Below are 24,569 nucleotides of genomic sequence, written 5' to 3'. Positions count from 1 at the left end.
GCGGAAGGCCGTCCGGGGTGCAACGGCGCCGGGGTGGCGTGGTGACGGCGAGGTCGTGCGCGCGGGGCCGGACGGCACCGCGTGGTGTTCGATCAGGGCCGGTACTGTTCGGCGAATGAGCTCGCTTAATCTCGACGACTTCACCGATCTGATCGAGCGTCCGGACGGCGGGGTGCGCCGTGACGCGGAGGCGCACCGGGAGCGCCGGGCGGTGCCGCCCGGATCGCTGGGCCGCCTCGACGACCTGGGTGAGTGGCTGGCGGCGGCGCAGTCCGCGGTGCCGGTGCGGCCGGTCGAACGGCCGCGGGTGGTGCTGTTCGCCGGGGATCACGGCGTCGCCGGGCTGGACGTCTCCGCGCGGGCCGCGGGCAGCGCGGTGGAGCTGGTGCGGGAGGTGCTGGACGGCGGCCGCCCGGTGTCCGTGCTGGCGCGGCGTCTCGGGGTGCCGGTGCGGGTCGTCGACATGGCCCTGGACTGCGATCCCGGGGCACTGCCGGAGGACGTCGTACGGCACCGGGTGCGGCGGGGCAGCGGGCGCATCGACATCGAGGACGCGCTGACCCCGGAGGAGGCGGAGGCGGCGTTCCGCGCGGGGATGGCCGTGGCCGACGAGGAGGCCGACTCCGGTACGGATCTGGTGGTGCTCGGCGATGTGAGCGTGGGCGGCACCACCGCGGCGGGCGTGCTGGTGGCCGCGCTGTGCGGGACGGACGCGTCGGTGGTGACCGGGCGGGGCGGGCTGGCGATCGACGATCTGGCGTGGATGCGCAAGTGCGCGGCGATCCGTGACGCGCTGCGGCGGGCCCGGCCGGTGCTGGGCGATCAGCTGCGGCTGCTGGCGACCGTGGGCGGGGCCGATCTGACCGCGATGACGGGGTTCCTGCTGCAGGCGGCGGTGCGGAGGATGCCGGTCGTGCTGGACGGGGTGGTGACGGCGGCGTGTGCGCTGGTGGCGCAGCGGGTGGCGTTCCGGGCGCCGGACTGGTGGCTGGCGTCGCATGCGAGCGGGGAGCCGGGGCAGGCGAAGGCGCTGGACCGGATGGCGCTGGAGCCGCTGCTGACGCAGGGGGTGAAGGTCGGGGAGGGCGCGGGCGCGCTGCTGGCGCTTCCTCTGGTGCAGGCGGCGGCCGTGCTGGCCGCGGAGCTGCCGGAGGCGGCGGAGAAAGCCGACTGACCTCGTCGGCGGCTTTTCCTCGCCCCCGCCGCCCCTTCCCGTCCCGTCCTCAAGGGGCGCTGCCCCTTTGACCCCGGACGCGCGGGTGGGTGGGGGTTTCTCGCGCGGTTCTCCGCGACCCTCCGAGGGGCGCGGGGAACCGCGCGAGGAGGCGGCAGGGGCGTGGACTCAGTCGCGATCCAGCGGGCGGGGAGGGTCCGGGCGGCCGGCCAGCCAGTTCTCGGCGGCCCGGCCGGGGCCGGACCAGCGGCGGTCGTAGCGGTAGGCCCGCAGGATCGCCCGGGCACGGGCCCGGTGCCGGCGCCGGTAGAAGCGCCGGGCCCACAGCGAGTCCGGACGGGCCAGCCGCACCGCCCCGACCAGCGCCACGACCGGAACGACCACCCCGAACACCGCGATCCGCGTCTTCCCCTTGCTCAGCGCGATCAGCGCGAAGAGGAAGTTCACGCCGATGCTCACGACGGCCCCCGCGCGGTTCTGCAGCTCGTCCTCGGAGGGGTCGTCGACGCCGAACGGGCTGAACCCCGCCAGCAGCAGCCCCACCAGCGCGGCGGTGACGACGACCATCTCCACGCTCTTGCGCCCCGCCTCGGTCCAGTACACGTCGTCGAGGTGCAGGATGAGCGCGAACTCGTCCAGCACCAGCCCCGCGCCGACGCCGAAGATCACCGCGCAGAGCGCCGGGCCGACACCGTGCCGCCCGCCCGCCACCGCGCCGAATCCGCCGATCACGGTGAGCACGACGCCGGGGACCACGTGGTGGATGTGCACCGAGCCCGCCGTGACGTTCCCGAAGGGTCCCCTGCCGGCCCGGATCATGCGGGTGATCACCCGGGTGATCAGGAAGGTGAGGACGAAGGCCGTCAGCGCGAGGAGCAGCGGCAGCTTGCCCGGCTCGATGATGTTCCGGTCCAGCCAGAGTCCCATATGCGCACTTTATCCACGGCTGCCGAAGGCGCTGCGGTGACCGCCGGGTAATCTGCGCCGGTGCCCGACCCTTCCCCCGTGCCGCCCGTTCCCGGGCCTCCCGCCTCCCTCTCCGACGGCCTCCGCTTCGCCTTCGGCACGCTCACCGTGCTCCCGGTCCGGGTCACCCGCTGGGACAGGTCCGCCGCCCGCGCCGGGATGCTGTGCGCCCCGTCGGCCGGGCTGGTGGTCGGTGCCGTGGCCGCCGCCACCGGGCTGCTGCTCCTGCTGCTCGGCGCGGGCGCCCTGCTCGCCGCCGTCGCCACGGTCGCCGTACCGGCCGCGCTGACCCGGGGGCTGCACCTCGACGGACTCGCCGACGTCGCGGACGGCCTCGGCAGCGCCAAGCCCGCCGGGGACGCGCTGCGGATCATGAAGCAGTCGGACATCGGCCCGTTCGGTGTGCTCACGCTCGTCCTCGTCCTGCTGGCCCAGGTGGCCGCCCTGGCGCAGGCGTACGGCGCCGGCCCCGCGCGGGGCGCGCTCGCCGCCGTCGTGTCGGCGGTCGTGGCGCGGCTCGCGCTCACCCTGGCCGCCCGCAGGGGTGTGCCGCCGGCCCGTCCGGAGGGGCTGGGCGCGGCGGTGGCGGGGGCGGTGCCGGTGGCGGGGGCGGTGCCGGTCGCCCTCGCGGTGGCGGCGGCCGCGGCGGCCGGGGGCGCCTTCCTCGGCGCGTGGGACGTGGTCCGTGCCGTCGCGGCGGTGGTGCTCGCGGTCGCCTGCGCCGAACTTCTCCTGCGGCACTGCGTCCGCCGCTTCGGCGGGGTCACCGGCGACGTCTTCGGCGGGGTCGCCGAGACCGCGGCGACGACCGCGCTCGTCGTGTCGTCACTGGGCTGACGGCGGCTCGGGCCTCGCGGCCCGCGCCGCACGGCGTCACCGGCGGGTGAGGACCGCGGTGATCACCGTGCCCGCGCCGCCCGCCAGCGCCACCGCCGTCAGGGCGACGCAGCGCGCCCGCAGCCGCCGGTAGCGGGCCTCGAACTCGGCGCGCAGCTCGGCGACCCGGCCGCAGATGCGCTCCAGGGTGTCCCGGGAGGTGGCGATCCGGTCGGCCCGGTACACGCGTGCCACCTCTTCGCGCTGGGCGGTCGTCAGCCACGGCAGTTCCGCGGTGAACCGGTCGGCCCTGCGCCGCGCCTCCTCGACCTCGGCGGCCCACAGGAGGTGGCCCTCGAGCCGGTTCAGACCGAGGGCGGTGTCCCGGCCGGGGTTCACGCTCCGCTCCCGCTTCCGGTACGCGCGCTCATCGCTGCTTGTCACCGGGGGCCACCGTCACGGAGGCGTCGGGACGGTTCTCCCGGTCGTCGATCGCGGCGACGTCCGGGTGGTGCAGGTCGAACGCCGGGGACTCGCTGCGGATCCGCGGCAGGGTGGTGAAGTTGTGCCGCGGGGGCGGGCAGGAGGTCGCCCACTCCAGGGAGCGGCCGTATCCCCACGGGTCGTCGACGCCGACCGGCTTGCCGTACTTGGCCGTCTTCCAGATGTTGTAGAAGAACGGCAGGATCGACAGGCCGAGCAGGAACGAGGCGATCGTCGACACCGTGTTCAGCGCGGTGAAGCCGTCGGCCGCGAGGTAGTCCGGATACCGGCGCGGCATGCCCTCCGCGCCGAGCCAGTGCTGGACGAGGAACGTGCCGTGGAAGCCGAGGAACAGCGTCCAGAAGCTGATCTTGCCGAGGCGCTCGTCGAGCATCTTGCCGGTGAACTTCGGCCACCAGAAGTGGAAGCCGGCGAACATCGCGAACACCACGGTGCCGAACACCACGTAGTGGAAGTGCGCCACCACGAAATACGAGTCCGTGACGTGGAAGTCCAGCGGCGGCGACGCCAGGATCACACCGGTCAGACCACCGAAGAGGAAGGTGACCAGGAAGCCGACGGACCACAGCATCGGCGTCTCGAACGAGAGACTGCCTCTCCACATGGTGCCGATCCAGTTGAAGAACTTCACACCCGTCGGCACCGCGATGAGGAACGTCATGAAGGAGAAGAACGGCAGCAGCACGCCGCCCGTCGCATACATGTGGTGTGCCCACACCGTGATCGACAGACCCGCGATGGCGATCGTCGCGGCGATCAGACCCATGTAGCCGAAGATCGGCTTGCGGGCGAAGACCGGGATGACGTCGGAGACGATGCCGAAGAACGGCAGCGCGATGATGTACACCTCGGGGTGGCCGAAGAACCAGAACATGTGCTGCCACAGCAGTGGTCCGCCGTTGGCCGCGTCGTAGATGTGTCCGCCGAACTTGCGGTCGTACTCCAGGGCGAGCAGCGCGCCGGCCAGCACCGGGAAGGCCAGCAGGACCAGCACACCGGTCAGCAGCACGTTCCAGGTGAAGATCGGCATGCGGAACATCGTCATGCCGGGCGCCCGCATGCAGACGATCGTGGTGAGGAAGTTGACCGAGCCGAGGATCGTGCCGAAGCCGGAGAGCGCCAGGCCCATGATCCACAGGTCACCGCCGAGGCCCGGCGAGCGGACCACGTCGGACAGCGGCGTGTAGGCGAACCAGCCGAAACTGGCGGGCCCGTCCGGCGTGAGGAAGCCGCCCACCGCGATCAGCGAGCCGAGCAGGAACAGCCAGTACGAGAACATGTTCAGCCGGGGGAAGGCCACGTCGGGCGCGCCGATCTGCAGCGGCATGATCCAGTTCGCGAAGCCGATGAACAGCGGCGTCGCGAACATCAGCAGCATGATCGTGCCGTGCATGGTGAAGGCCTGGTTGAACTGCTCGTTGGAGACGATGTGGGTACCGGGCCGGGCCAGTTCGGCGCGCATCACCAGCGCCAGGACCCCGCCCAGGACGAAGAACGCGAACGAGGTGCACAGATAGAGCGTGCCGATCGTCTTGTGGTCGGTGGTCGTCAGCCACTTGACGACGACGTTACCGGGACTCTTGCGCCGCACCGGCAGCTCGTCCTCGTAGGTCTCCTCGTCGAGCGAGTCCACCGTGCTCTTGTCCGCCACTGTCCACGTCCTCCTACGGCCTCGGGGAGAGTCCCCAGGGCAGCATGGCGAAAGGAGGACCGGCCGTGGCCGAAGCCGGGCGCCGTGGCGCGCTTTCCACCCGGCATTCGGGTGAACCCGCCCCCTCCTCGCACACACGTGTGAGCGCGGCCGGGGGGTCCGTGGCTCAGCACGGCCGGCGCCAGGCGTCCAGTTCGTACTTCTTGAGCAGGGAACTCAGCCGCAGGCGGCGGGAGTCGGGGCAGAAGCGGCCGGTGGGCAGCTCGTACTCGACGTGGAAGACGGCCTTGTCCGCCTCGATGAACGGCGTGAGCTCCGCGCACTCGCCGTACTGGGCGCACTGTTCGTTGACCGCGAAGTCGAAGTCGTCGACCAGCTGGGGGATCTGGCCGAGGTCGTTCTTCAGGCCCACGGCCAGTCCGCGCTCATGGGCGAGCCGGGCGATCAGGCGGTTGTAGCGGAGCTGGTCGGCGGCGGTGAGCGGGAAGCCGGTGCGGTTGCGGTAGCCGTCCATGTTGTCCGGCTCCACCGCGTCGAAACCCTTGTCGCGGCACATGTCGAGACGCTCGGCCATGAGCGGTTCCAGGACGTCGGTCCGGCGGATGTCGAGCCAGCGCTCGCCCTCCCAGCCGTTGCCCCGGCCGATCACCTCCCGGGGGAAGTCGTCCGCGTCCGGCCGGAAGTCCTCCCAGGCGCCGGTGGACAGGTAGCAGATGACCTTGCGGCCGTCGCGGTGCAGTGCGCCGACGGTCGCGCGGGAGTGGTCGAAGCCGTCGATGTCGTACACGGGTACGTCGACGGAGGTGTCGAGCCGGCCGCTGAGCTGCCACTGCCAGGCGGTGCCGGGACGGGGCCGCCAGCGGTCGCCGGGCGGTGACTCCGCGTCGGATTCCGGCGCGGTGGCGCAGCCGGCCGCCAGCAGGGCGAGCAGCAGGACGTACAGGAACGGTCGTTTCACCGGGCGGTCTCCATGGGGCGGGCGGCTGGTCGGTACGCGGGACTGGTACAGATGATCGTCGCCGCCCGGTGGTTCCCGTGGCGAGCCCCCGGCACGGCCCCGGCGTCGGCGGAAGGTGAGCACCCGGATGAATGAGCGAACGCGCGGACGCGCGTAGGCTCGTCCCGAGTGTCCGCCGCACCGGGAAAGGCCCCGACGGGACCGCATCCGAACAGCGCAACTAGGGTCGGCTGCCGGGCCCGGTCGACCCACACCTCTCGGCCATCGCAACTTCACATCGGAAGCGAGATTTCACCACCGTGACTGCTCTCACTCTCAGCACCGCCGCGGTCCCCGGCCTGCGGGCCGACGCGATCGTGATCGGTGTCGCCAAGGGCTCTGCCGCACAGGCCGCGGGCCCGGTCGTCGCACCGGGCGCCGAGGCCGTTGACCAGGCGTACGACGGCCGGCTCGCCGGCGTCCTGGAGACGCTCGGCGCGTCCGGTGCCGAGGGCGAGGTGACGAAGCTCCCCGCGCCGTCCGGCTTCAAGGCACCGCTCGTGGTGGCGGTGGGCCTCGGCACCCTGCCCGGGAAGGACTCCGGGTACGGCACCGAGGCGCTGCGCAAGGCGGCCGGTGTGGCCGCCCGTGCCCTCGCCGGTACCAAGAAGGCCGCCTTCGCCCTGCCCCTGACGGACGCCGCCGACGCCGGCGCGGTCGCCGAGGGCGTCCTGCTCGGCGCGTACTCCTTCGACGCCTACAAGGACAACGGCAAGGAGGGCGGCAAGGACGGCGGCAAGGACAAGAAGAACGGCAAGGCCCCGCTCGCCGAGGCCGCGCTGCTCGGCGGCAAGCCCCGCGACAAGGCGTACAAGGCCGCGGTCGAGCGCGCCACCGCGGTCGCCGAGGAGCTCAACCGCGCCCGCGACCTGATCAACACCCCGCCCAACGACCTCAACCCCGAGGCGTTCGCGGCCGTCGCCCAGGCGGCGGCCAAGGAGCACGGCATCAAGGTGCAGGTGCTCGACGAGAAGGCCCTGGCCAAGGGCGGCTACGGCGGCATCCTGGGCGTCGGTGCCGGCTCGGCGTCCGCGCCCCGCCTGGTGAAGCTGTCGTACACCTCCTCCAAGGCCAAGAAGCACCTGGCCCTGGTCGGCAAGGGCATCACCTACGACTCGGGCGGCATCTCGCTGAAGCCGGCCGGCCACAACGAGACGATGAAGTGCGACATGAGCGGTGCCGCCGCGGTGTTCGCCGCCGTCGTCGCCGCCGCCCGGCTCGGCCTGGAGGTCAACGTCACCGGCTGGCTGGCGCTGGCCGAGAACATGCCGTCCGGTTCGGCGACCCGGCCCGGCGACGTGCTGCGCATGTTCAGCGGCAAGACCGTGGAGGTCCTCAACACCGACGCCGAGGGCCGGCTCGTGCTCGCCGACGCGCTGTGGGCCGCCTCGCAGGAGAAGCCGGACGCCATCGTGGACGTCGCGACCCTGACCGGCGCGATGATGCTGGCACTGGGCAACCGCACGTTCGGCATCATGGCGAACGACGACGCGTTCCGCTCCGCGGTGCACGAGGCCGCCGAGGAGACCGGTGAGCCGTCCTGGCCGATGCCGCTGCCGGAGCACCTGCGCAAGGGCATGGACTCGGCCACCGCCGACATCGCCAACATGGGTGAGCGGATGGGCGGCGGCCTGGTCGCCGGCCTGTTCCTGCGCGAGTTCGTCGGGGAGGGCATCACCTGGGCGCACCTCGACATCGCCGGTCCCGCCTTCAATGAGGGCGGACCGTTCGGGTACACGCCCAAGGGCGGTACGGGCACCGCGGTGCGCACCCTGGTCCGCCTGGCGGAGCGGGCCGCCGCCGGCGACCTGAGCTGACCCTTCGTCCGCCGCCGGGGCCTCGCACGCGGGTAGGGCGAGGCCCCGGCGGCGGAAGTGGGACGTCTCACACCACGGCCCCGCGTCTCGTACGGCCCCGACAAGTGCGAGGATAGGGCTCGGCAGGACAGGGCCCACCCAAGGGCCGAGAACAATGAGCGGCCGGACACCAGCCGCCGACCGGTCACTGGAGACCGGCGTGGCGCACATGCATGGAGGACGTGACGTGGCGAACGACGCCAGCACCGTTTTCGACCTAGTGATCCTCGGCGGTGGCAGCGGCGGATACGCCGCGGCCCTGCGCGGGGCACAGCTGGGCCTGGACGTCGCCCTGATCGAGAAGAACAAGCTCGGCGGCACCTGCCTGCACAACGGCTGCATCCCCACCAAGGCCCTGCTGCACGCGGGCGAGATCGCCGACCAGGCCCGCGAGAGCGCGCAGTTCGGCATCAAGACGACCTTCGAGGGCGTCGACATGGCGGGGGTGCACAAGTACAAGGACGACGTGATCGCCGGCCTGTACAAGGGCCTGCAGGGTCTGGTCGCCTCCCGCAAGGTCACCTACATCGAGGGTGAGGGCCGGCTGTCCTCCCCCACCTCCGTCGACGTCAACGGTCAGCGCGTCCAGGGCCGCCACGTGCTGCTGGCGACCGGCTCCGTGCCGAAGTCGCTGCCGGGCCTGGAGATCGACGGCAACCGCATCATCTCCTCCGACCACGCCCTGGTCCTGGACCGCGTGCCGAAGTCCGCGATCGTCCTGGGCGGCGGTGTCATCGGCGTGGAGTTCGCCTCCGCGTGGAAGTCGTTCGGCACCGAGGTGACGATCGTCGAGGGCCTCAAGCACCTCGTCCCGGTCGAGGACGAGAACAGCTCGAAGCTGCTGGAGCGCGCGTTCCGCAAGCGCGGCATCAAGTTCAACCTGGGCACCTTCTTCCAGAAGGCCGAGTACACCCAGGACGGCGTGAAGGTCACCCTGGCGGACGGCAAGGAGTTCGAGGCCGAGGTCCTGCTCGTCGCCATCGGCCGCGGCCCGGTCTCCCAGGGCCTGGGCTACGAGGAGCAGGGCGTCGCCATGGACCGCGGCTACGTCCTGGTCGACGAGTACATGCGCACCAACGTGCCCACGATCTCCGCCGTCGGTGACCTCGTCCCGACGCTCCAGCTCGCGCACGTCGGCTTCGCCGAGGGCATCCTGGTGGCGGAGCGGCTGGCCGGTCTGAAGACCGTCCCGATCGACTACGACGGTGTCCCGCGGGTGACGTACTGCCACCCGGAGGTCGCCTCCGTCGGCATCACCGAGGCCAAGGCCAAGGAGATCTACGGCGCGGACAAGGTCGTCGCTCTGAAGTACAACCTGGCGGGCAACGGCAAGAGCAAGATCCTCAAGACCGCGGGCGAGATCAAGCTCGTCCAGGTCAAGGACGGTGCGGTGGTCGGTGTCCACATGGTCGGCGACCGTATGGGCGAGCAGGTCGGCGAAGCGCAGCTGATCTACAACTGGGAGGCGCTGCCGGCCGAGGTCGCGCAGCTCATCCACGCACACCCGACGCAGAACGAGGCGATGGGCGAGGCCCACCTGGCCCTGGCCGGAAAGCCCCTGCACTCCCACGACTGACGCCCTCAGTCACCGGGCGCGACGACCAGACTTCCGCACTTCTAAGGAGCAACCGAAACCATGGCGGTTTCCGTAACCCTTCCGGCGCTCGGCGAGAGCGTCACCGAGGGCACTGTCACCCGCTGGCTGAAGGCCGAGGGCGAGCGTGTCGAGGCCGACGAGCCGCTGCTCGAGGTCTCCACCGACAAGGTCGACACCGAGATCCCCGCACCCGCCTCCGGCGTGCTGTCCTCCATCAAGGTCGCCGAGGACGAGACCGTCGAGGTCGGCGCCGAGCTGGCCCTGATCGACGACGGCTCCGGCGCTCCGGCGGCCGCCCCGGCCCCCGCCGCCGAGCAGGCGGCCCCGCCGGCTCCGGCCCCGGAGCCGCAGGCCCAGCCGTCCACCGAGCAGCCCGCTCCGGCTCCGGCGCCCAGCGCCGAGGCCGCGGCCGGCGGCGGCTCCGCGCAGGGCACGGACGTGGTCCTGCCGGCGCTCGGCGAGTCCGTCACCGAGGGCACCGTCACCCGCTGGCTGAAGTCGGTCGGTGACACCGTCGAGGCCGACGAGCCGCTGCTGGAGGTGTCGACGGACAAGGTCGACACCGAGATCCCGGCCCCCGCCTCCGGCACGCTGCTGGAGATCGTGGTGGGCGAGGACGAGACGGCCGAGGTCGGCGCCAAGCTCGCCGTCATCGGCGAGGCCGGTGCCGCCCCGGCCGCCGCCCCCGCCCCGGCCGCCCCCGAGGCCCCGGCGCAGCCCGCGCCCGCCCCGGCCGCCCCCGAGGCCCCGGCGCAGCCCGCGCCCGCCCCGGCCGCCGCCCCGGCTCCGGCTCCCGCTGCCCCGGCTCCCGCGCCGGCCGCCGCGGCTCCGGCTCCGGCTCCGCAGCAGGCAGCCCCGGCGCCCGCTCCGGCTCCGGCCCCGCAGGCGCCCGCCCCGGCTGCCGCTCCGGCCGCCGCCCAGGCCACGGACGAGGGCGCCTACGTGACCCCGCTGGTGCGCAAGCTCGCCGCCGAGAACGGCGTCGACCTGTCCACCGTCAAGGGCACCGGCGTCGGCGGCCGTATCCGCAAGCAGGACGTCATCGCCGCCGCCGAGGCCGCGAAGGCCGCCGCGCCGGCTCCGGCCGCCGCTGCCGCCGCCGCGCCCGCCGCGAAGAAGGCCCCCGTCCTGGAGGCCTCCCCGCTGCGCGGCCAGACCGTGAAGATGCCGCGCATCCGCAAGGTCATCGGCGACAACATGGTCAAGGCGCTGCACGAGCAGGCGCAGCTGTCCTCGGTCGTCGAGGTCGACGTCACCCGGCTGATGAAGCTGCGTGGCCAGGCCAAGGACGCGTTCGCGGCGCGCGAGGGCGTCAAGCTCTCCCCGATGCCGTTCTACGTCAAGGCCGCCGCCCAGGCGCTGAAGGCCCACCCGGTCGTCAACGCCAAGATCAACGAGGCCGAGGGGACCATCACCTACTTCGACACCGAGAACATCGGTATCGCGGTGGACTCCGAGAAGGGCCTGATGACCCCGGTCATCAAGAACGCCGGTGACCTCAACATCGCCGGTATCGCCAAGGCCACGGCCGAGCTGGCGGGCAAGGTCCGCGGCAACAAGATCACCCCGGACGAGCTGTCCGGCGCGACCTTCACCATCAGCAACACCGGTTCGCGCGGCGCGCTGTTCGACACGATCATCGTGCCCCCGGGCCAGGTCGCGATCCTCGGCATCGGTGCCACGGTCAAGCGTCCGGCCGTCATCGAGACCGAGGAGGGTACGGTCATCGGCGTCCGCGACATGACCTACCTGACCCTCTCCTACGACCACCGCCTGGTGGACGGCGCCGACGCGGCCCGTTACCTGACGGCGGTCAAGGCGATCCTGGAGGCCGGCGAGTTCGAGGTCGAGCTGGGCCTGTGAGCCGCCCGGTGGTCCTCGGCCGCTGACACGGTCGTACGGTGCCCCCGTCCGGAAGCCGATCATGGCTTCCCGGGCGGGGGCATCGGCGTATGGGGCGTGTAAGTCTCGTCTCACCTGGGCGAAAGCGCCCCTGTGCGCCCCTGCGGGGCGGGCTCACGGCCGTATTGTCTATTCGTCAAAGCCCCCCGGGGGCCCGTGGGCCCCGCTAAGGAGCCCCTCATGACCGCGCCCGTCGTCCACTCGCTGCGCGAACAGATCCGCGAGCACATCCTGGAAGGGATCATCAGCGGACGCTGGAAGCCGGGCGAGCGGATCGTGGAGCGGCGGATCGCGACGGAGCTCGAGGTCAGCCAGACGCCCGTGCGGGAGGCCCTGCGGGAACTGGAGTCGCTGCGGCTGATCGAGTCGGCGCCGAACAAGGGCGTACGGGTGCGGAATCTGACGGCCGCCGACCTGGAGGAGAGCTATCCCGTCCGGGCCGGTCTGGAGGCGATCGCGGCGGAGCTGGCGGCGGGGCGGCTGGCGGAGGACTGCTCGGCGCTGGAGCCGCATGTCGCCGCGCTGTACGAGGCGGACCGGCTGTCCGACGGGACGGGGCAGGTGCGGCACACGGTGGCCTTCCACCGGGAGCTGGTGCGGGCGGCGGGGAACTCGGTGCTGCTGCACACGTGGGAGGGGCTGGGGATCGAGGTGTTCACCGCGCTGTCGATACGGTGGCTGGGGACGGTGCAGCAGTCGTACGCGGAGGAGCACGAGGAGTTGGTGGCGGCGTTCCGGCGGCGGGATCCGCGGATCGCGGAGCTGGTGAAGGCGCATGTGCTGGGGTGCGCGCCTCGGGCTTAGCGCCGGGGCGTTTTCGCCCCCGCCGCCCCTTCCCGTCCCGTCCCTGGGGGCTCCGCCCCCAGACCCCCGTCGCGCAGTTCCCCGCGCCCCTTAGCGGCGGAGCCCCGCGCCCCCTAAGGGGGGCACCCGCCATGGGTCAGAACCCTCCGGGCTCTTCTGCGCGCAGACCGTCTCACCTGCGCAAACAGTCACCCGGTGCCACCGCCGGAGGCACGCCGTGCCGACTTTCTCGGGATCGAGAGGTTTTACCCCTCAACCCTTTGATCGATCATCGATCAGGGAGTTATGGTCGCCGTTGGGCTCTCACCCGAGCCCTTCGCCCTGTCCTGCCAAGACCTAGGGCACCCCCCTTCGACTGAGGAAGGCGGCGACATGACGACCGACCCCAACGCCATCCAGCCGAGCGAGCTCGACCAGCTCCCGGACCGCGACCCCGAGGAGACCGCCGAGTGGCAGGCCTCCCTGGACGCCGTCACCAAGGCGGCCGGGCCGCACCGTGCCGCATACCTGATGCGCCGCACCCTGGAGCGCGCCGAGGGCGCCGGCATCGCGCTGCCGAAGCTCCTCGAGACCGACTACGTCAACACCATCCCCACCTCCGCCGAGCCCGCGGTGGACGGCGACGAGGCGATGGAACAGCGCATCACCGCCTGGAACCGCTGGAACGCGGCCGCCATGGTGACCCGGGGCGCCAAGTACGGCGTCGGCGGCCACATCGCCACCTTCGCCTCCGCGGCCTGGCTGTACGAGACCGGCTTCAACCACTTCTTCCGCGGCAAGGAGGGTGACGGCTCCGGCGACCAGCTCTACATCCAGGGCCACGCCTCCCCCGGCATCTACGCCCGCGCCTTCCTCGACGGCCGGATCAGCGAGCAGCAGCTCGACAACTTCCGCCGCGAGGCGGGCGGCAACGGCCTGCCGTCGTACCCGCACCCGCGCCGGCTGCCCTGGCTGTGGGAGTTCCCCACCGTGTCGATGGGCCTCGGGCCGATCTCCGCGATCTACCAGGCGCGCTTCAACCGCTACCTGACCAGCCGCGGCATCAAGGACGTCTCCGACTCCCACGTGTGGGCGTTCCTCGGTGACGGCGAGATGGACGAGCCCGAGTCGACGACCGCGCTCACCCTCGCCTCCCGCGAGCAGCTGGACAACCTGACCTTCGTCGTCAACTGCAACCTGCAGCGCCTCGACGGTCCGGTCCGCGCCAACTTCAAGATCGTGCAGGAGCTGGAGGCCCAGTTCCGCGGCGCCGGCTGGAACGTGATCAAGACCCTGTGGGGCACCGCGTGGGACGAGCTGTTCCAGCTCGACACCACCGGCGCGCTGGTACGACGCCTGCGCGAGGTACCCGACGCGCAGGTGCAGACGTACCAGACGCGCGACGCCGCCTACATCCGCGAGGACTTCTTCGGCAAGGACCCGGCGCTCGCCGAGATGGCGAAGCTGCTGAGCGACGACAAGATCCTCGAGTGCTTCCACCTCTCGCGCGGCGGCCACGAGTCCCGCAAGGTCTACGCCGCGTACAAGGCGGCGCTCGCCCACAAGGGCGCGCCGACCGTGATCCTGGCGCAGACCGTCAAGGGCCACACCCTCGGTGAGGGCTTCGCCTCCAAGAACGCCAACCACCAGATGAAGAAGCTCTCGGTGGACGAGTTCAAGGCGATGCGCGACCGGCTGGAGCTGCCGATCCCGGACGCGCGGTTCGCCGACGGCGAGGTGCCCTACGTGCACCCGGGCGCCGACTCCCCCGAGGTCCGCTACCTCCAGGAGCGCCGCGCCGCCCTCGGCGGTCCGGCCCCGGCCCGCCGCGTGCACCCGGTCGCGCCGCTGCCGCAGCCCGCCGACAAGGCGTTCACCGCCTTCGACAAGGGCTCCGGCGCGCAGAACGTGGCCACCACCATGGCCTTCGTCCGCCTGGTCAAGGACCTGGTCCGCGACAAGGAGACCGGCAGGCGCTGGGTGCCGATCGTCCCCGACGAGGCGCGCACCTTCGGCATGGAGAGCCTCTTCCCGTCCCTCGGCATCTACTCGCCGATGGGCCAGACGTACGAGCCGGTCGACCGCGACCAGCTGATGTACTACAAGGAAGCGAAGAACGGCCAGATCTTCAACGAGGGGATCACCGAGGCCGGCGCCATGGCCGAGTTCCTCGCCGCCTCGACGTCGTACTCGACGCACGGCGAGACGATGATCCCGTTCTACATCTACTACTCGATGTTCGGCTGGCAGCGCACCGGCGACCAGATGTGGCAGCTCGGCGACCAGCTCGGCCGCGGCTTCCTGGTCGGCGCCACGGCGGGCCGGACCACGCTGACGGGCGAGGGCCTCCAGCACGCCGACGGCCACTCGCCGGTCATCGCGGCGACCAACCCGGCGGCCCTGACGTACGACCCGGCGTTCGCCTACGAGCTCGGGGTCATCGTCAAGGAGGGCCTGCGCCGGATGTTCGGCGAGGGCAGGCCGGGCGAGGACCAGGACGTCTTCTACTACCTGACGGTCTACAACGAGCCGCTGCCGCAGCCCGCGAAGCCGTCGGTGGCCGGCATCGACGAGGGCATCGTCAAGGGCCTGTACCGCTTCAACACGGCGGAGACGGCCGGGCTGACCCCCGCCGCGAACGCCCCGCGCATCCAGCTGCTCGGCTCCGGTACGGCGATCCACTGGGCGCTGAAGGCGCAGCGGCTGCTCGCCGAGGAGTGGGGTGTGGCCGCCGACGTGTGGTCCGCCACCTCGTGGACCGAGCTGCGCCGCGACGCGATGGAGGCCGACGAGGCGCTGCTGCGCGGCGAGGACCGGGTGCCGTTCGTCCGGCGGGCGCTCCAGGGTGCCGAGGGCCCGGTGCTGGCGGTGTCGGACTACATGCGTCAGGTCCCGGACCAGATCGCGCAGTGGGTCGAGCAGGACTACTCGTCGCTGGGCGCCGACGGCTTCGGTCTGTCGGACACCCGTGACGCGGCCCGCCGCCACTTCGGTGTCGACGCCGAGTCCATCGTCGTCGCGGCCCTGGCCCAGCTGGCCCGGCGCGGCGAGGTCAGGGCGACGGCCGTGAAGGAAGCGCGCGAGAAGTACGGCCTGTAAGCGCCGGTCCTCGTGCGAGGAGGCCCCTGCCCGGCCGGTCCGGGCGGGGGCCTCTTGCATGATGGGCGCATGCGTGCTGCCCGGCTGATCAAGATGGTGCTGCTGCTCCAGTCCCGGCCCTCCATGACCGCGGCCGAGCTGGCGAGGGAGCTGGAGGTGTCGGAGCGGACGGTCACCCGGGACGCGCAGGCGCTGTCGGAGGCCGGGGTGCCGGTGTACGCGGACCGGGGGCGGATCGGCGGTTACCGGCTGGTCGGGGGGTACCGGACGCGGCTGACGGGGCTGGCGCGCGGTGAGGCGGAGGCGCTGTTCCTGTCCGGGGTGCCGGAGGCGCTGCGCGAGATGGGGCTGCAGGACGCGGCCTCGGCGGCCCGCCTGAAGGTGTCGGCCGCCCTGCTGCCGTCCCTGCGGGACGCCTCCCGTACGGCGGCGCAGCGCTTCCATCTGGACGCGCCGAACTGGTTCAGCGAGCCGGAGACGCCCGAGCTGCTGCCGGCCGTCGCGGAGGCGGTCTGGGACGACCGGCGGATCACCGCGCGGTACCTGCGGCGCGGTGGAAGTGAGGTGGAGCGGGAGCTGGAGCCGTACGGGCTCGTCCTCAAGGCGGGTGTCTGGTACCTGTGCGCGCGGGTGACGGGGCAGGGTTCCTTCCGGGTGTACCGGATCGACCGGTTCACGACGGTGGGCGTGGGTGAGGGGCGGTTCGAGCGGGCGGAGGACTTCTCGCTGCCGGCGTTCTGGGAGGAGCGGGCGGAGCAGTTCGCCCGGTCGCTGCTGGGGGCGGAGGTGGTGGTGCGGCTGTCCGCGGAGGGGGTGCGGAGGCTGCCGTACGTCGTGGATCCGGTGGCCGCGCGGGAGGCGCTGGCGGGGGTGGGCGAGCGGGATGCCGGCGGGGGTGAGTGGGTGACGGTGACGGTGGCGGTGGAGTCGGAGGAGGTCGCGCGGGAGCAGCTGATGGGGTTGGGGGCGGAGGCGGAGGTGGTGGCGCCGTGGTCCCTTCGGGAGTGGTTCGCGGGGGAGGCTGGGCGGATGGCGGGGTTGTACGGGGGGTGAGGGGGTGTCTCGCCTGGTCTTTTCGCCCCCGCCGCCCCTTCCCGTCCCGGCCCTGGGGCTCCGCCCCGGACCCCGTCGCGCCCACGCGGCGAAGCCGCGTATCGACACAGCCCCGCGCCCCTTGCGGGTTCTAGGGTGCGCCTGAGAGGTCCAGGGTCGATGCTTGACCTCGTGATGGACGAGACGGAGTTCTGGGAGTTGGTGGACGGCGCACGGGAGGAGGCCGCGGGTGATCCCGAGGAGCAGGCCGATCTGCTCGTGGAGCGGCTGCTGCGGCTGGACCCGGACGCGGTCCTGGACTTCGCCCGTCACTTCGAGTCCCGCTATCACCGCGCCTACCGCTGGGACCTGTGGGGCGCCGCGTGGGTGCTCCTCGACGGGGCGAGCGACGACGCCTTCGACTATTTCCGGTGCTGGCTGATCGGCCAGGGCCGCGAGGTCTTCGAAGGCGCGCTGCACGATCCGGACGCCCTGGCCGACCTCCTCGACGACGACTTCGACGAGGAGATCGACGGCGACGGCGAGGACCTCGGTTACGCGGCGGACGAGGCGTACGAGCAGCTCACCGGGACGGTGGCACCGGACCTGGAGCTGCCCCCGGCCCCGGCGGAGCCGGAGGGCGCACCGCTCGACTTCGAGAACGAGGCACTGCTCGCCGAACGCTATCCGCGGCTCTGGGAGCGGTTCCGGGAGTAGCGGGCGCCGGCGCGCGGTCTCACAGCCGCCGGTGGGGGCTCGGTGTGTGGCGCAGGGGTGCGGCGTTCGCCTGGGTGAGGGCGGAGGCGGTGTGGGCTGCCGGGCCGAGGACGACGGCCGCGGCGGCGCACAGCGCCGTCCAGGGGCGGCGCAGGGCGTCCGCCCAGGTGGTACTTCGTTCAGGGGTGTCACTCATGGGTGTGCTCTTCGTTCTGTGCGGCGTTCTGCTTCGAGGTGTGCGTGATGTCGGTGCCGGTGTCCTTTCGGAGGGCCTGCTCGGCGGTCTCGCGGCCCTGGATGCGGGCGGCGAGGGTCCTGATGTCGGGGAGTCGGGCCTGCAGGGCGGCGCCCGGGCAGCTGGTCATGTAGCCGTCGCTGTGGCCGGCGACCGCGTGCAGGGTGGCGGTGGTGCCGGCCGCGTAGCGGCTGCCGCCGTTGCTGGAGACCAGCCGTACCTCGGCGCGCGGGTCGGTGCCGGAGGTGCCGAGTTTCCACGCGGACAGCGCGGCGATCGCCTCCAGCATCTCGGACGGGACGTGGACGCCCTCGGTGAAGGTGCCGAGGGCGGCGATGCCGGTGGTGCGGTGGTTGAAGCCCTGGGTGTGGGCGCCGGTGACGGGGCGGTCGGTGCCGCCCGCGCGGCCCTCGTAGACGGTGCCGCAGCGGTCGACGACGAAGTTGTAGCCGAGGTCGTCCCAGTCGCGGGCGCCGGTCTGGCCCTCGTACAGGCCCTTGATGATGCCGGGCGCTTCGGCGCAGTCGTAGTCGTTGGGTGAGTCGGTGTGGTGGACGAAGACGGCGACGACCTCGTCGTCGTAGCGCGGCGGCGGCTGTTCGCGGGCGCTGTCGCCCAGCCAGGCCGAGCGCGGCAGGATCGGCGGCCGGGGCGCCTGGAAGGCGGGTGCGGTCCGCGCGGCGGAAGCGGCGCCGGCGGATCCCGCGGCCCGCTCGACGCCGTAGGCGCACAGCACCAGGGCGACGGCGGCGGCCACGCCCGGCAGACAGCCGAGGGCCGCCGTGGCGGCTGCGGGCAGCCGGGGGGTGCCGGGCCCGCCGGGTATCCGGGGGGCCCGGCGTCTCCGCGCTCCGCGCGGTCGTCTCGGGACACGCATGATCTCACTGTGGGTCCGATCGGCCGGGTCCGCGATATGTGCTGTGCCACCCGGTGGAACCATCGCCCCGGTCCGTGACGTTTTCCCCGGTACACGCGTGCGTGGCCGCTGCCCGGCGGCCGTCGCGCGCGTGGCTGATCACCGGGCCCCTTCCCCCACGTATAGGTGGACCCGAGAGAAAGGCGGCGTGCGTGGACCTGCTCGACATCCTGCTGTTGCTGGTCGTCCTGGCCTACGCGGCGTCCGGTTACCGGCGCGGGCTGCTGGCCGGCTGTGTCTCACTGGCCGGTTTCGTGGGCGGTGCGGTCATCGGTGTGTGGATCCTGCCGTGGGTCATGGACCTGGTGACGGCGGGGACGACGCGGGCGACGGTGACGGCCGTGCTCACGGTGCTGCTGCCGGCCGTGGTGGGTCATGAACTGGCGGGCCGGCTGGCGCTCCGGCTGCGGCGGGAGCTGGACCGGGGCCCGCTGAGGGTGGCGGACGGACTCGGCGGGGCGGTGGCCAACTCGGTGGCCGTGCTGATCGTGGCGTGGGTGGCGGCGAGCGTGCTGGGCGCGTCCTCCTCCCCGCTGGTGACGTCGGCGATCCGGGACTCCCGGCTGCTGGGCGCGGTGCAGGACGTGATGCCGGAGACCACTCCGGGCTGGTTCTCGCGGGCGACCTCGGCGCTGACCGAGGCGGGTTTCCCGCAGGTGTTCAACCCGTTCGAGAACGAGTCGACCGCCGAGGTCGCCGAGCCCTCCGGCGACAGCGTGACCGCGGCGGCGACCCGCGCGGCGCAGCGCAGCACGGTGAAGGTCGAGGGGGTGGCGGGCGCCCAGGGCCGTGAGGGGAGCGGGTTCGTGTACGCGCGGGAGCGTGTGATGACCAACGCCCACGTGGTGGCGGGCATCGACGAGCCGACCGTGCGCGTGGGCGGGGTCGGGCGGACGTACGAGGCGCGGGTGGTGCTCTTCGATCCGCGCAAGGACGTGGCCGTGCTGTACGTGCCGGGTCTGCGGGCTCCGGTGCTGGAGTTCGTGGACGACGCGGGGCGCGGTGATTCGGCGGTCGTGGCGGGCTATCCGCAGGACGGCGACCTGAACCTCCAGGCGGCGACGGTGGCGAGCCGGCTCCAGGCCAGGGGGCAGAACATCTACAACGACGCGCCGGTCACCCGCGAGATCTACTCCATCCGCTCCACGGTCCGCCCCGGCAACTCCGGCGGTCCGCTGCTGACCACCGACGGCCGGGTGTTCGGGGTGGTGTTCGCGCGTTCCACGACGGACGCCCGGACCGGTTACGTCCTGACGGCGGACGAGGTCGCGAGCGACGCCGAGCGCGCCGCGGACGCGACGGCTCCGGTGGACACGGGCGACGTGGTGGCCTCGTAGCCGAGGACGGCGCGGTCAGAGCAGCGAACGGCCCATCATGACGTCGTCGACGTAGGCGCCGCCGAGGAGGAACTCCTCCGGCTGCACGCCTTCCACCACGAAGCCCTCGGACTCGTACAGCGTGCGGGCGACGGTGTTGTGGCCGAGCACGCGCAGGGTGATCCGGCGGGCGCCGCGCTCCCGGGCCTCCTCGACGGCGGCCCGTACCAGGGCCCGGCCCAGGCCGAGACCGCGGGCCCGCTCCGCCACCGCGAGGCCGCGGATCTGCTGCACGTGCCGGTTGGAGGCGAGTTCGGTGGGAGGGCCGATGCGGACGTAGCCGGCGAGCCGCCCCCCGTGCTCGGCGACCCGGTGGTCCCGGGGGCCGGAACGCTCGCTGAAGAAGGTCTCGTACGGCGGCTGCGGCGGCGGGGTCACGGCGTGCAGGTGGGACCACGTCTCGCGGTCGAGGAGGGCCAGTTCGCCCTCGTCCTCGGGGCGGGCGACGCGTATGAACGGCTCGGGCATGAGGGTCACTGTACGGCGGTGCGCCGTGGCCCCGGCCGTGCCGTCCGGGCCGGGCGGGGCAGGATGGGCGCCATGGAGCGTTCGCGAATCGCGGTGGCCGGGGCGTCCGGGCTGATCGGCGGTGCCCTGGCACGGTCCCTGACGGCCGACGGGCACACGGTGGTCCGCCTGGTGCGGGGTGCGCCCCGGTCGGCCGGCGAGGTCCGGTGGGACCCGGAGCGGGGGTCCGTGGACGCGGCCGGGCTGGCCGGGTGCGACGCGGTGGTGAATCTGGCGGGGGCGGGCGTCGGCAGCCGCCGCTGGACGGACGCCTACAAGGAGCGGATCCGCGCCGGCCGGGTGCGGGGCACGGCCGCGCTCGCCGGGGCGGTCGCCGCGCTGCCCGAGGACGTACGGCCCCGGGTGTTCCTGAACGGCAGCGCGATCGGCTACTACGGCGAGACCGGTGACCGGCCGGTGGACGAGAGCGCGCCGCCGGGTGAGGGCTTTCTGCCGCGCGTGTGCGTGGAGTGGGAGGCCGCGGCGGCGCCCGCGCGGGACGCGGGCGTGCGGACGGTGTTCGCGCGGACCGGTCTGGTGGTGGCGCGCGGGGGCGGCGCGTGGGGCAGGCTGTTCCCGCTCTTCCGGGCCGGACTGGGCGGGCGGATGGGCGACGGACGTCAGTACTGGTCGTTCATCGCGCTGCACGACGAGGTGGCGGCGCTGCGTCATCTCCTGGACACCGGCGGGCTGTCCGGCCCGTTCAATCTGACGGCCCCCCATCCGGTGACCAACCGTGAGATCACCGGGGCGATGGCCCGTGTGCTGCGCCGGCCCGCGGTGTTCGCGGTGCCGGCGCCGGTGCTGCGGACGGTCCTGGGCGAGATGGCGGGGGATGTGCTAGGCAGCGCCCGGGTGCTGCCGGCGCGGCTGCTGGAGTCGGGCTTCCGGTTCGCGTTCCCGCGGATCGAGGACGCGGTGCGCGCCGCACTGTGAGCGGTCGCGATCGTATTCGACCGCTCCGTATACGGAACTGAGCCCCCTGCGACCTCATCGTGCCCATTCGACGTGCGTATGCGACCGTCGTGCGCCCGTGCACTGTCCATGCGCGACTGACCCGGTGGCCGGTCACGGACCTAACCTCGACCAGAACTCGGGTATCCCTGGGGCCTGTTGAGGGCATGACGTCTCCAGCGCCCGCGCAACCTCGAGGAGGGGCACGTGCTTGAGCCCACGTACCAGGCGGACGTCGTCGTCGTGGGAGCCGGGATCGCCGGACTCTCCGCGGCGCGACGACTGACCAGCGCAGGAGTCACCACCGTCGTTTTGGAGGCGGCCCATGAGGTGGGCGGCCGCATGGCGACCGAGAAGATCGACGGCTTCCGGCTCGACCGGATCGGCCGGTTGCTGTCCACGGCGTATCCCGCGCTGCGGGAGACTCCGGGGCTCGACGGGCTCGTGCTGAAGCCCTTCGAGCCCGGGGTCCTGCTGCACAGCGACGGGCGGCACCATCGCGCCGGCGTGCAGCCGGGGGCGCGCGGCGCGCGGGGCGCACTGCATGCGGTGCGCGCCCTGGCGAGCGCTCCCCGGCCGGGGGCCGGGCCCAGGAGGCCGGTGGCGGTGCCGGGGCGGCAGGTGTCCGTGCCGCGCAGCCGCAGCGGCGCCCCGCTGGGCACGGCGGTGGACCAGGCCCGGCTGGGGGCGGCGCTGACCCGGCTCGCGGGCACGCCCGTCGAACGGCTGCTGGCGCGGCCCGAACTGCCCGCCGCCGAGGCGCTGGCGGCCCGGGGCCTGCCCGCCCGCACCGTCGACGGCTTCCTGCGCCCGCTGCTCGCCGCGCTGTTGTGCGACCCGGAGCTCACGACCTCCAGCCGGTGCGCGGATCTGGCGCTGCACGCCTTCGCGAGCGGGCGGCTGTGTCTGCCGGAGGGCGGCGCGGAGGCGCTGCCGCAGCGGCTGGCACGGTCGCTGCCGCCGGGCACGGTGCACACGGGGGTGCGGGTCACGTCCGTGTCGACCACCTCGGTCACCACCGCGGAGCACGGTGAGTTCCGGTGCGGCGCGGTGCTGGTCGCGACGGGGGCGCGGGCGGCGGCGGAACTGCTGCCCGGGCTGCGGGTGCCGGGCTTCCACCCGGTGACGGTGGTGCACCACACGACCGACGAGGTTCCGGCGACGGGTGCCTCGCTGCTGCTGGACGCGGACCGGGGCGGGCCGGTGGCGCACACGGCGGTCGTCAGCGCGGTCGACCCGTCCCGCGCGCCGGCCGGCCGCACGCTGGTGACCTCCACGGTGCTGGGGCCGGCGACTCCGGGAGTGGACACGGCGGTGCGGATGCATCTGGCACGGCTGTACGGGGTGTCCACGGCGCGGTGGGAGACGCTGGCGGTGCGTCATACCGCGGAGGCGGTGCCGCGGATGCGCCCGCCGCACGATCTGCGGCGGCCGGTGCGGTTGCTGGCGGGGCTGTACGTGTGCGGGGATCACCGGGAGACGGGGTCCGTGGAGGGGGCGTTGCGGTCGGCTCGGCGGGCGGTGGGGGCGTTGCTGGGGGATCTGGGAGTGGGGGGATCGCTGCATACGGCGGAGCAGGTGTCGAGTGCTCGGGCGGCGGCGGCGTGAGGGGGGTGGTCGGCGGGCGGTGGCAGGGGGTGGACCGTGTTGGTGCGGGGCGGGGGTGGTTGCGCAGCCCGGCGTGTGCGGGGTGCCGCGCGCCCACCCGTGCCGCCCCGGGGGTACCCCCTCTGGGGGGGCACGACTGCCCGCGGAGGGCGGGAGCTAGGCATGGGCTGAGACTCTGTCCCGGTAGGTGCGGACCGGGGTGGCGTCGCGGTAGGGCTCCAGTTTGCGTTCGAAGTCGCGGACGTACTCCAGGGCCCGTACGGAGCGCATCTCGGCCGCCTGCCCCGCGGCCTCCGCCGCCAGCTGGCACGCCTGGTCGAGCTCGCCGAGGCCCAGCCGCGCGGTCGCCAGGACCATCCGGCAGAGCAGCCTGCTCCGGGCGTACCCCGGCGCACGCAGCTGCAGCGAGCGCTCCGCGTGCTGCGCGGCGGCCCGGAACTGCTGAAGGTCCCGGTGACAGTGGCCGAACTCGTCCGCGAGCTGTGCCTCGTCGAAGAAGCGCGCCCAGTGCGGCACCTCGTCCCCGGGCCGCGCGCTCTCCAGCGCGCGTTCCGCGCGGACCAGCGCCGCGGTGGACGCCCGTACCTCCCCGAGCACCGCGTGCCCCCGCGCCTCGGCGGCGTGCAGCAGCGACTGCACGGCGGCCGGCGCGGAACCCCCCGCCCCCTGCTGGGCGACCCGCGCCAGCTGCACCGCCTCCCGCCCGTGGCCGAGGTAGACGGCCTGCCGGCTCATGGTGACCAGGACGTACGCACCGTAGGCCCGGTCCCCCGCCGCCTGCGCGAGCCGCAGCGCCTGCACGAAGTAGCGCTGCGCGAGCCCGTGCGCGGCGATGTCGTACGAGGTCCACCCGGCCAGCCGGGTCAGGTCCGCGGCGGCGGCGAACAGGCGGCGGCCCGTCTGCTCGCCGTAGGTGCCCCGCAGCATCGGCTCGCACTCGTGCTCCAGGTACCGCACGAGGGCCTGGCGGGCGTGCCCGCCCCCGTAGGCGTCGTCGAGGGTGCGGAACAGCTCGCCGACCGACCGCAGCGCGGCGATGTCGCCGCCGGTGACCCGCTGCCCCGGCCCCCGTTCGGCGGTACCGCGCCCCCTGCGGGCGAGGAGGTCGGCGGGGACGAGGGGCCGGGGCCCGGGGCGCCCCTGGGCGGGCACCCGGGCCGGCGGCTCCGCGCGGGCCACCTTCTCGTCGGCGCGTCCGATGAGCCAGTCCCGGCTCGGCACCACCAGCCCCGCCGCGGTGAAGGCGATCTTGCGCAGCTCGGCATGGCTGCCGGAGTCCTTCCGCCACAGCCCGCTGACGATGTCGACGGCCTCCTCGGGGCCGGCCGCGAACTCCAGCCCCGCGTAGACGGGAGCGCAGGCGTCCAGCCCCAGGTCCTGGGCGGTCAGCCGGCGTCCCAGGCGCCGGGTGAAGACCTCGGCGATCAGCGCCGGTGTCGTCCCGCGCGGCTGCTGTCCGCGCAGCCAGCGGGTGACGGAGGTCTTGTCGTATCTCAGGTCGAGCCCGTGTTCGAGACCGAGCTGGTCCACGCGACGGGCGAGTCCCGCGTTGGAGAACCCCGCTTCTGCGATGAGCGCGGCGAGCTGTCGGTTGGGCGTGCGCTGCGCGGGTCGTTCCGTCATCTGCGGTGCGGTCTCCTGCCTTCCGGCTACGGGTGTGCCCGGATTGCGTGTGAGCAGCCCTTATGGCCTCATGGACGGCGCGAATGTAGCGGAGAGTAAGCACCCGATTGCGGGTATCGACCATCATTCATCCGATCGTGTGAGGATTGGCCGACAGGCTGACGGGCGGGCGGCGACCCGGCCCCGCTCCGGCACCCCGCGCCGGCCGCTGCTCGCCTGCCGATCGGGAACCGGCCGGACGGTCGTACAGTGGCGT

The 24,569-nt window shown here is 73.1% G+C and carries 20 protein-coding genes; 12 read left to right on the top strand and 8 right to left on the bottom strand.

What is annotated here, in order from left to right; genetic code table 11:
• Nucleotides 1–115 precede the first annotated feature (115 nt).
• On the top strand, nt 116–1,174 hold the full coding sequence (gene cobT / locus ACZ434_RS04180) for a nicotinate-nucleotide--dimethylbenzimidazole phosphoribosyltransferase (RefSeq protein ID WP_468451551.1): 1,059 nt from the start codon (nt 116–118) through the stop codon (nt 1,172–1,174).
• Between the two features lie 168 nt (nt 1,175–1,342).
• Here cobT and ACZ434_RS04175 read toward each other — a convergent pair whose 3' ends face one another.
• Nucleotides 1,343–2,101 carry a hypothetical protein gene (locus tag ACZ434_RS04175; protein WP_468451549.1) on the bottom strand — a complete coding sequence of 253 codons (759 nt, stop codon included), beginning with the start codon at nt 2,099–2,101 and terminating at the stop codon, nt 1,343–1,345.
• Between the two features lie 60 nt (nt 2,102–2,161).
• On the opposite strand from ACZ434_RS04175, the gene ACZ434_RS04170 reads away from it, so the two are divergent.
• A complete protein-coding gene (locus tag ACZ434_RS04170) occupies nt 2,162–2,977 on the top strand; it encodes an adenosylcobinamide-GDP ribazoletransferase (RefSeq protein ID WP_468451547.1) in 816 nt (271 codons plus the stop codon).
• A gap of 36 nt (nt 2,978–3,013) precedes the next feature.
• Here the strand turns inward: ACZ434_RS04170 and ACZ434_RS04165 are convergent, their stop codons facing one another.
• The 3 genes from ACZ434_RS04165 to ACZ434_RS04155 form a co-directional block, all read right to left on the bottom strand.
• Nucleotides 3,014–3,355: a hypothetical protein gene (locus ACZ434_RS04165; RefSeq protein WP_468451815.1), complete on the bottom strand. Its 342-nt coding sequence runs from the start codon at nt 3,353–3,355 to the stop codon at nt 3,014–3,016.
• A gap of 28 nt (nt 3,356–3,383) precedes the next feature.
• Nucleotides 3,384–5,111 carry an aa3-type cytochrome oxidase subunit I gene (gene ctaD / locus ACZ434_RS04160; protein WP_468451545.1) on the bottom strand — a complete coding sequence of 576 codons (1,728 nt, stop codon included), beginning with the start codon at nt 5,109–5,111 and terminating at the stop codon, nt 3,384–3,386.
• 166 nt (nt 5,112–5,277) lie between these two features.
• Nucleotides 5,278–6,069: an endo alpha-1,4 polygalactosaminidase gene (locus tag ACZ434_RS04155; protein ID WP_468451543.1), complete on the bottom strand. Its 792-nt coding sequence runs from the start codon at nt 6,067–6,069 to the stop codon at nt 5,278–5,280.
• Nucleotides 6,070–6,368: 299 nt separating this feature from the next.
• Here ACZ434_RS04155 and ACZ434_RS04150 point away from each other — a divergent pair, with 299 nt between their 5' ends.
• The 7 genes from ACZ434_RS04150 (at nt 6,369) to ACZ434_RS04120 (ending at nt 17,094) form a co-directional block, all read left to right on the top strand.
• Nucleotides 6,369–7,925, top strand: a complete 1,557-nt coding sequence (locus ACZ434_RS04150) for a leucyl aminopeptidase (RefSeq protein ID WP_468451541.1) — start codon at nt 6,369–6,371, stop codon at nt 7,923–7,925.
• Between the two features lie 226 nt (nt 7,926–8,151).
• Nucleotides 8,152–9,540, top strand: coding sequence for a dihydrolipoyl dehydrogenase (lpdA, locus tag ACZ434_RS04145; protein ID WP_468451539.1), 1,389 nt, complete (start codon nt 8,152–8,154; stop codon nt 9,538–9,540).
• A gap of 60 nt (nt 9,541–9,600) precedes the next feature.
• Entirely contained in the window at nt 9,601–11,424 is a 1,824-nt protein-coding gene (sucB, locus tag ACZ434_RS04140; protein WP_468451537.1) for a 2-oxoglutarate dehydrogenase, E2 component, dihydrolipoamide succinyltransferase, read from the top strand.
• A 219-nt stretch (nt 11,425–11,643) separates the two neighbouring features.
• Entirely contained in the window at nt 11,644–12,267 is a 624-nt protein-coding gene (locus tag ACZ434_RS04135; RefSeq protein WP_466923566.1) for a GntR family transcriptional regulator, read from the top strand.
• 372 nt (nt 12,268–12,639) lie between these two features.
• Nucleotides 12,640–15,345, top strand: coding sequence for a pyruvate dehydrogenase (acetyl-transferring), homodimeric type (gene aceE / locus ACZ434_RS04130; RefSeq protein ID WP_468451535.1), 2,706 nt, complete (start codon nt 12,640–12,642; stop codon nt 15,343–15,345).
• Between the two features lie 69 nt (nt 15,346–15,414).
• Nucleotides 15,415–16,398: a helix-turn-helix transcriptional regulator gene (locus ACZ434_RS04125; RefSeq protein ID WP_468451533.1), complete on the top strand. Its 984-nt coding sequence runs from the start codon at nt 15,415–15,417 to the stop codon at nt 16,396–16,398.
• Nucleotides 16,399–16,572: 174 nt separating this feature from the next.
• Complete coding sequence (locus ACZ434_RS04120; RefSeq protein WP_468451813.1) at nt 16,573–17,094, top strand: DUF4240 domain-containing protein; 522 nt, start codon at nt 16,573–16,575, stop codon at nt 17,092–17,094.
• Between the two features lie 19 nt (nt 17,095–17,113).
• Here ACZ434_RS04120 and ACZ434_RS04115 read toward each other — a convergent pair whose 3' ends face one another.
• Together ACZ434_RS04115 and ACZ434_RS04110 are read right to left on the bottom strand one after the other, a co-directional pair.
• The gene (locus ACZ434_RS04115) at nt 17,114–17,290 is read right to left on the bottom strand and encodes a hypothetical protein (protein WP_468451531.1); all 177 of its coding nucleotides are present in this window, start codon (nt 17,288–17,290) and stop codon (nt 17,114–17,116) included.
• Nucleotides 17,283–18,206 carry a peptidoglycan recognition protein family protein gene (locus ACZ434_RS04110; protein ID WP_468451529.1) on the bottom strand — a complete coding sequence of 308 codons (924 nt, stop codon included), beginning with the start codon at nt 18,204–18,206 and terminating at the stop codon, nt 17,283–17,285. Before ACZ434_RS04110 ends, ACZ434_RS04115 begins: the two co-directional genes overlap by 8 nt.
• A gap of 191 nt (nt 18,207–18,397) precedes the next feature.
• Between ACZ434_RS04110 and ACZ434_RS04105 the strand changes: the two genes are divergently transcribed.
• A complete protein-coding gene (locus ACZ434_RS04105; RefSeq protein WP_468451527.1) occupies nt 18,398–19,582 on the top strand; it encodes a MarP family serine protease in 1,185 nt (394 codons plus the stop codon).
• Nucleotides 19,583–19,597: 15 nt separating this feature from the next.
• Here ACZ434_RS04105 and ACZ434_RS04100 read toward each other — a convergent pair whose 3' ends face one another.
• Entirely contained in the window at nt 19,598–20,089 is a 492-nt protein-coding gene (locus tag ACZ434_RS04100; protein ID WP_468451525.1) for a GNAT family N-acetyltransferase, read from the bottom strand.
• A gap of 72 nt (nt 20,090–20,161) precedes the next feature.
• On the opposite strand from ACZ434_RS04100, the gene ACZ434_RS04095 reads away from it, so the two are divergent.
• Nucleotides 20,162–21,064 carry a TIGR01777 family oxidoreductase gene (locus ACZ434_RS04095; protein WP_468451523.1) on the top strand — a complete coding sequence of 301 codons (903 nt, stop codon included), beginning with the start codon at nt 20,162–20,164 and terminating at the stop codon, nt 21,062–21,064.
• Nucleotides 21,065–21,289: 225 nt separating this feature from the next.
• Nucleotides 21,290–22,690 (top strand): NAD(P)/FAD-dependent oxidoreductase, encoded by a 1,401-nt coding sequence (locus ACZ434_RS04090; protein WP_468451521.1) that lies wholly within the window; start codon nt 21,290–21,292, stop codon nt 22,688–22,690.
• A 156-nt stretch (nt 22,691–22,846) separates the two neighbouring features.
• Here ACZ434_RS04090 and ACZ434_RS04085 read toward each other — a convergent pair whose 3' ends face one another.
• Nucleotides 22,847–24,313: a regulator gene (locus tag ACZ434_RS04085; RefSeq protein ID WP_468451519.1), complete on the bottom strand. Its 1,467-nt coding sequence runs from the start codon at nt 24,311–24,313 to the stop codon at nt 22,847–22,849.
• Nucleotides 24,314–24,569 lie beyond the last annotated feature (256 nt).

The sequence above is a fragment of the Streptomyces sp. NPDC030893 genome, from assembly GCF_055571535.1.
This window is presented reverse-complemented; position numbering and strand designations above follow the sequence as displayed.

Bases quoted from the DNA above. Each gene is read 5' to 3' on its own strand.
- cobT (WP_468451551.1), top strand. From the start codon at position 116: ATGAGCTCGCTTAATCTCGACGACTTCACCGATCTGATCGAGCGTCCG.
- ACZ434_RS04175 (WP_468451549.1), bottom strand. From the start codon at position 2,101: ATGGGACTCTGGCTGGACCGGAACATCATCGAGCCGGGCAAGCTGCCG.
- sucB (WP_468451537.1), top strand. From the start codon at position 9,601: ATGGCGGTTTCCGTAACCCTTCCGGCGCTCGGCGAGAGCGTCACCGAG.
- ACZ434_RS04135 (WP_466923566.1), top strand. From the start codon at position 11,644: ATGACCGCGCCCGTCGTCCACTCGCTGCGCGAACAGATCCGCGAGCAC.
- aceE (WP_468451535.1), top strand. From the start codon at position 12,640: ATGACGACCGACCCCAACGCCATCCAGCCGAGCGAGCTCGACCAGCTC.
- ACZ434_RS04125 (WP_468451533.1), top strand. From the start codon at position 15,415: ATGCGTGCTGCCCGGCTGATCAAGATGGTGCTGCTGCTCCAGTCCCGG.
- ACZ434_RS04120 (WP_468451813.1), top strand. From the start codon at position 16,573: ATGGACGAGACGGAGTTCTGGGAGTTGGTGGACGGCGCACGGGAGGAG.
- ACZ434_RS04115 (WP_468451531.1), bottom strand. From the start codon at position 17,290: ATGAGTGACACCCCTGAACGAAGTACCACCTGGGCGGACGCCCTGCGC.
- ACZ434_RS04110 (WP_468451529.1), bottom strand. From the start codon at position 18,206: ATGCGTGTCCCGAGACGACCGCGCGGAGCGCGGAGACGCCGGGCCCCC.
- ACZ434_RS04100 (WP_468451525.1), bottom strand. From the start codon at position 20,089: ATGCCCGAGCCGTTCATACGCGTCGCCCGCCCCGAGGACGAGGGCGAA.
- ACZ434_RS04095 (WP_468451523.1), top strand. From the start codon at position 20,162: ATGGAGCGTTCGCGAATCGCGGTGGCCGGGGCGTCCGGGCTGATCGGC.
- ACZ434_RS04085 (WP_468451519.1), bottom strand. From the start codon at position 24,313: ATGACGGAACGACCCGCGCAGCGCACGCCCAACCGACAGCTCGCCGCG.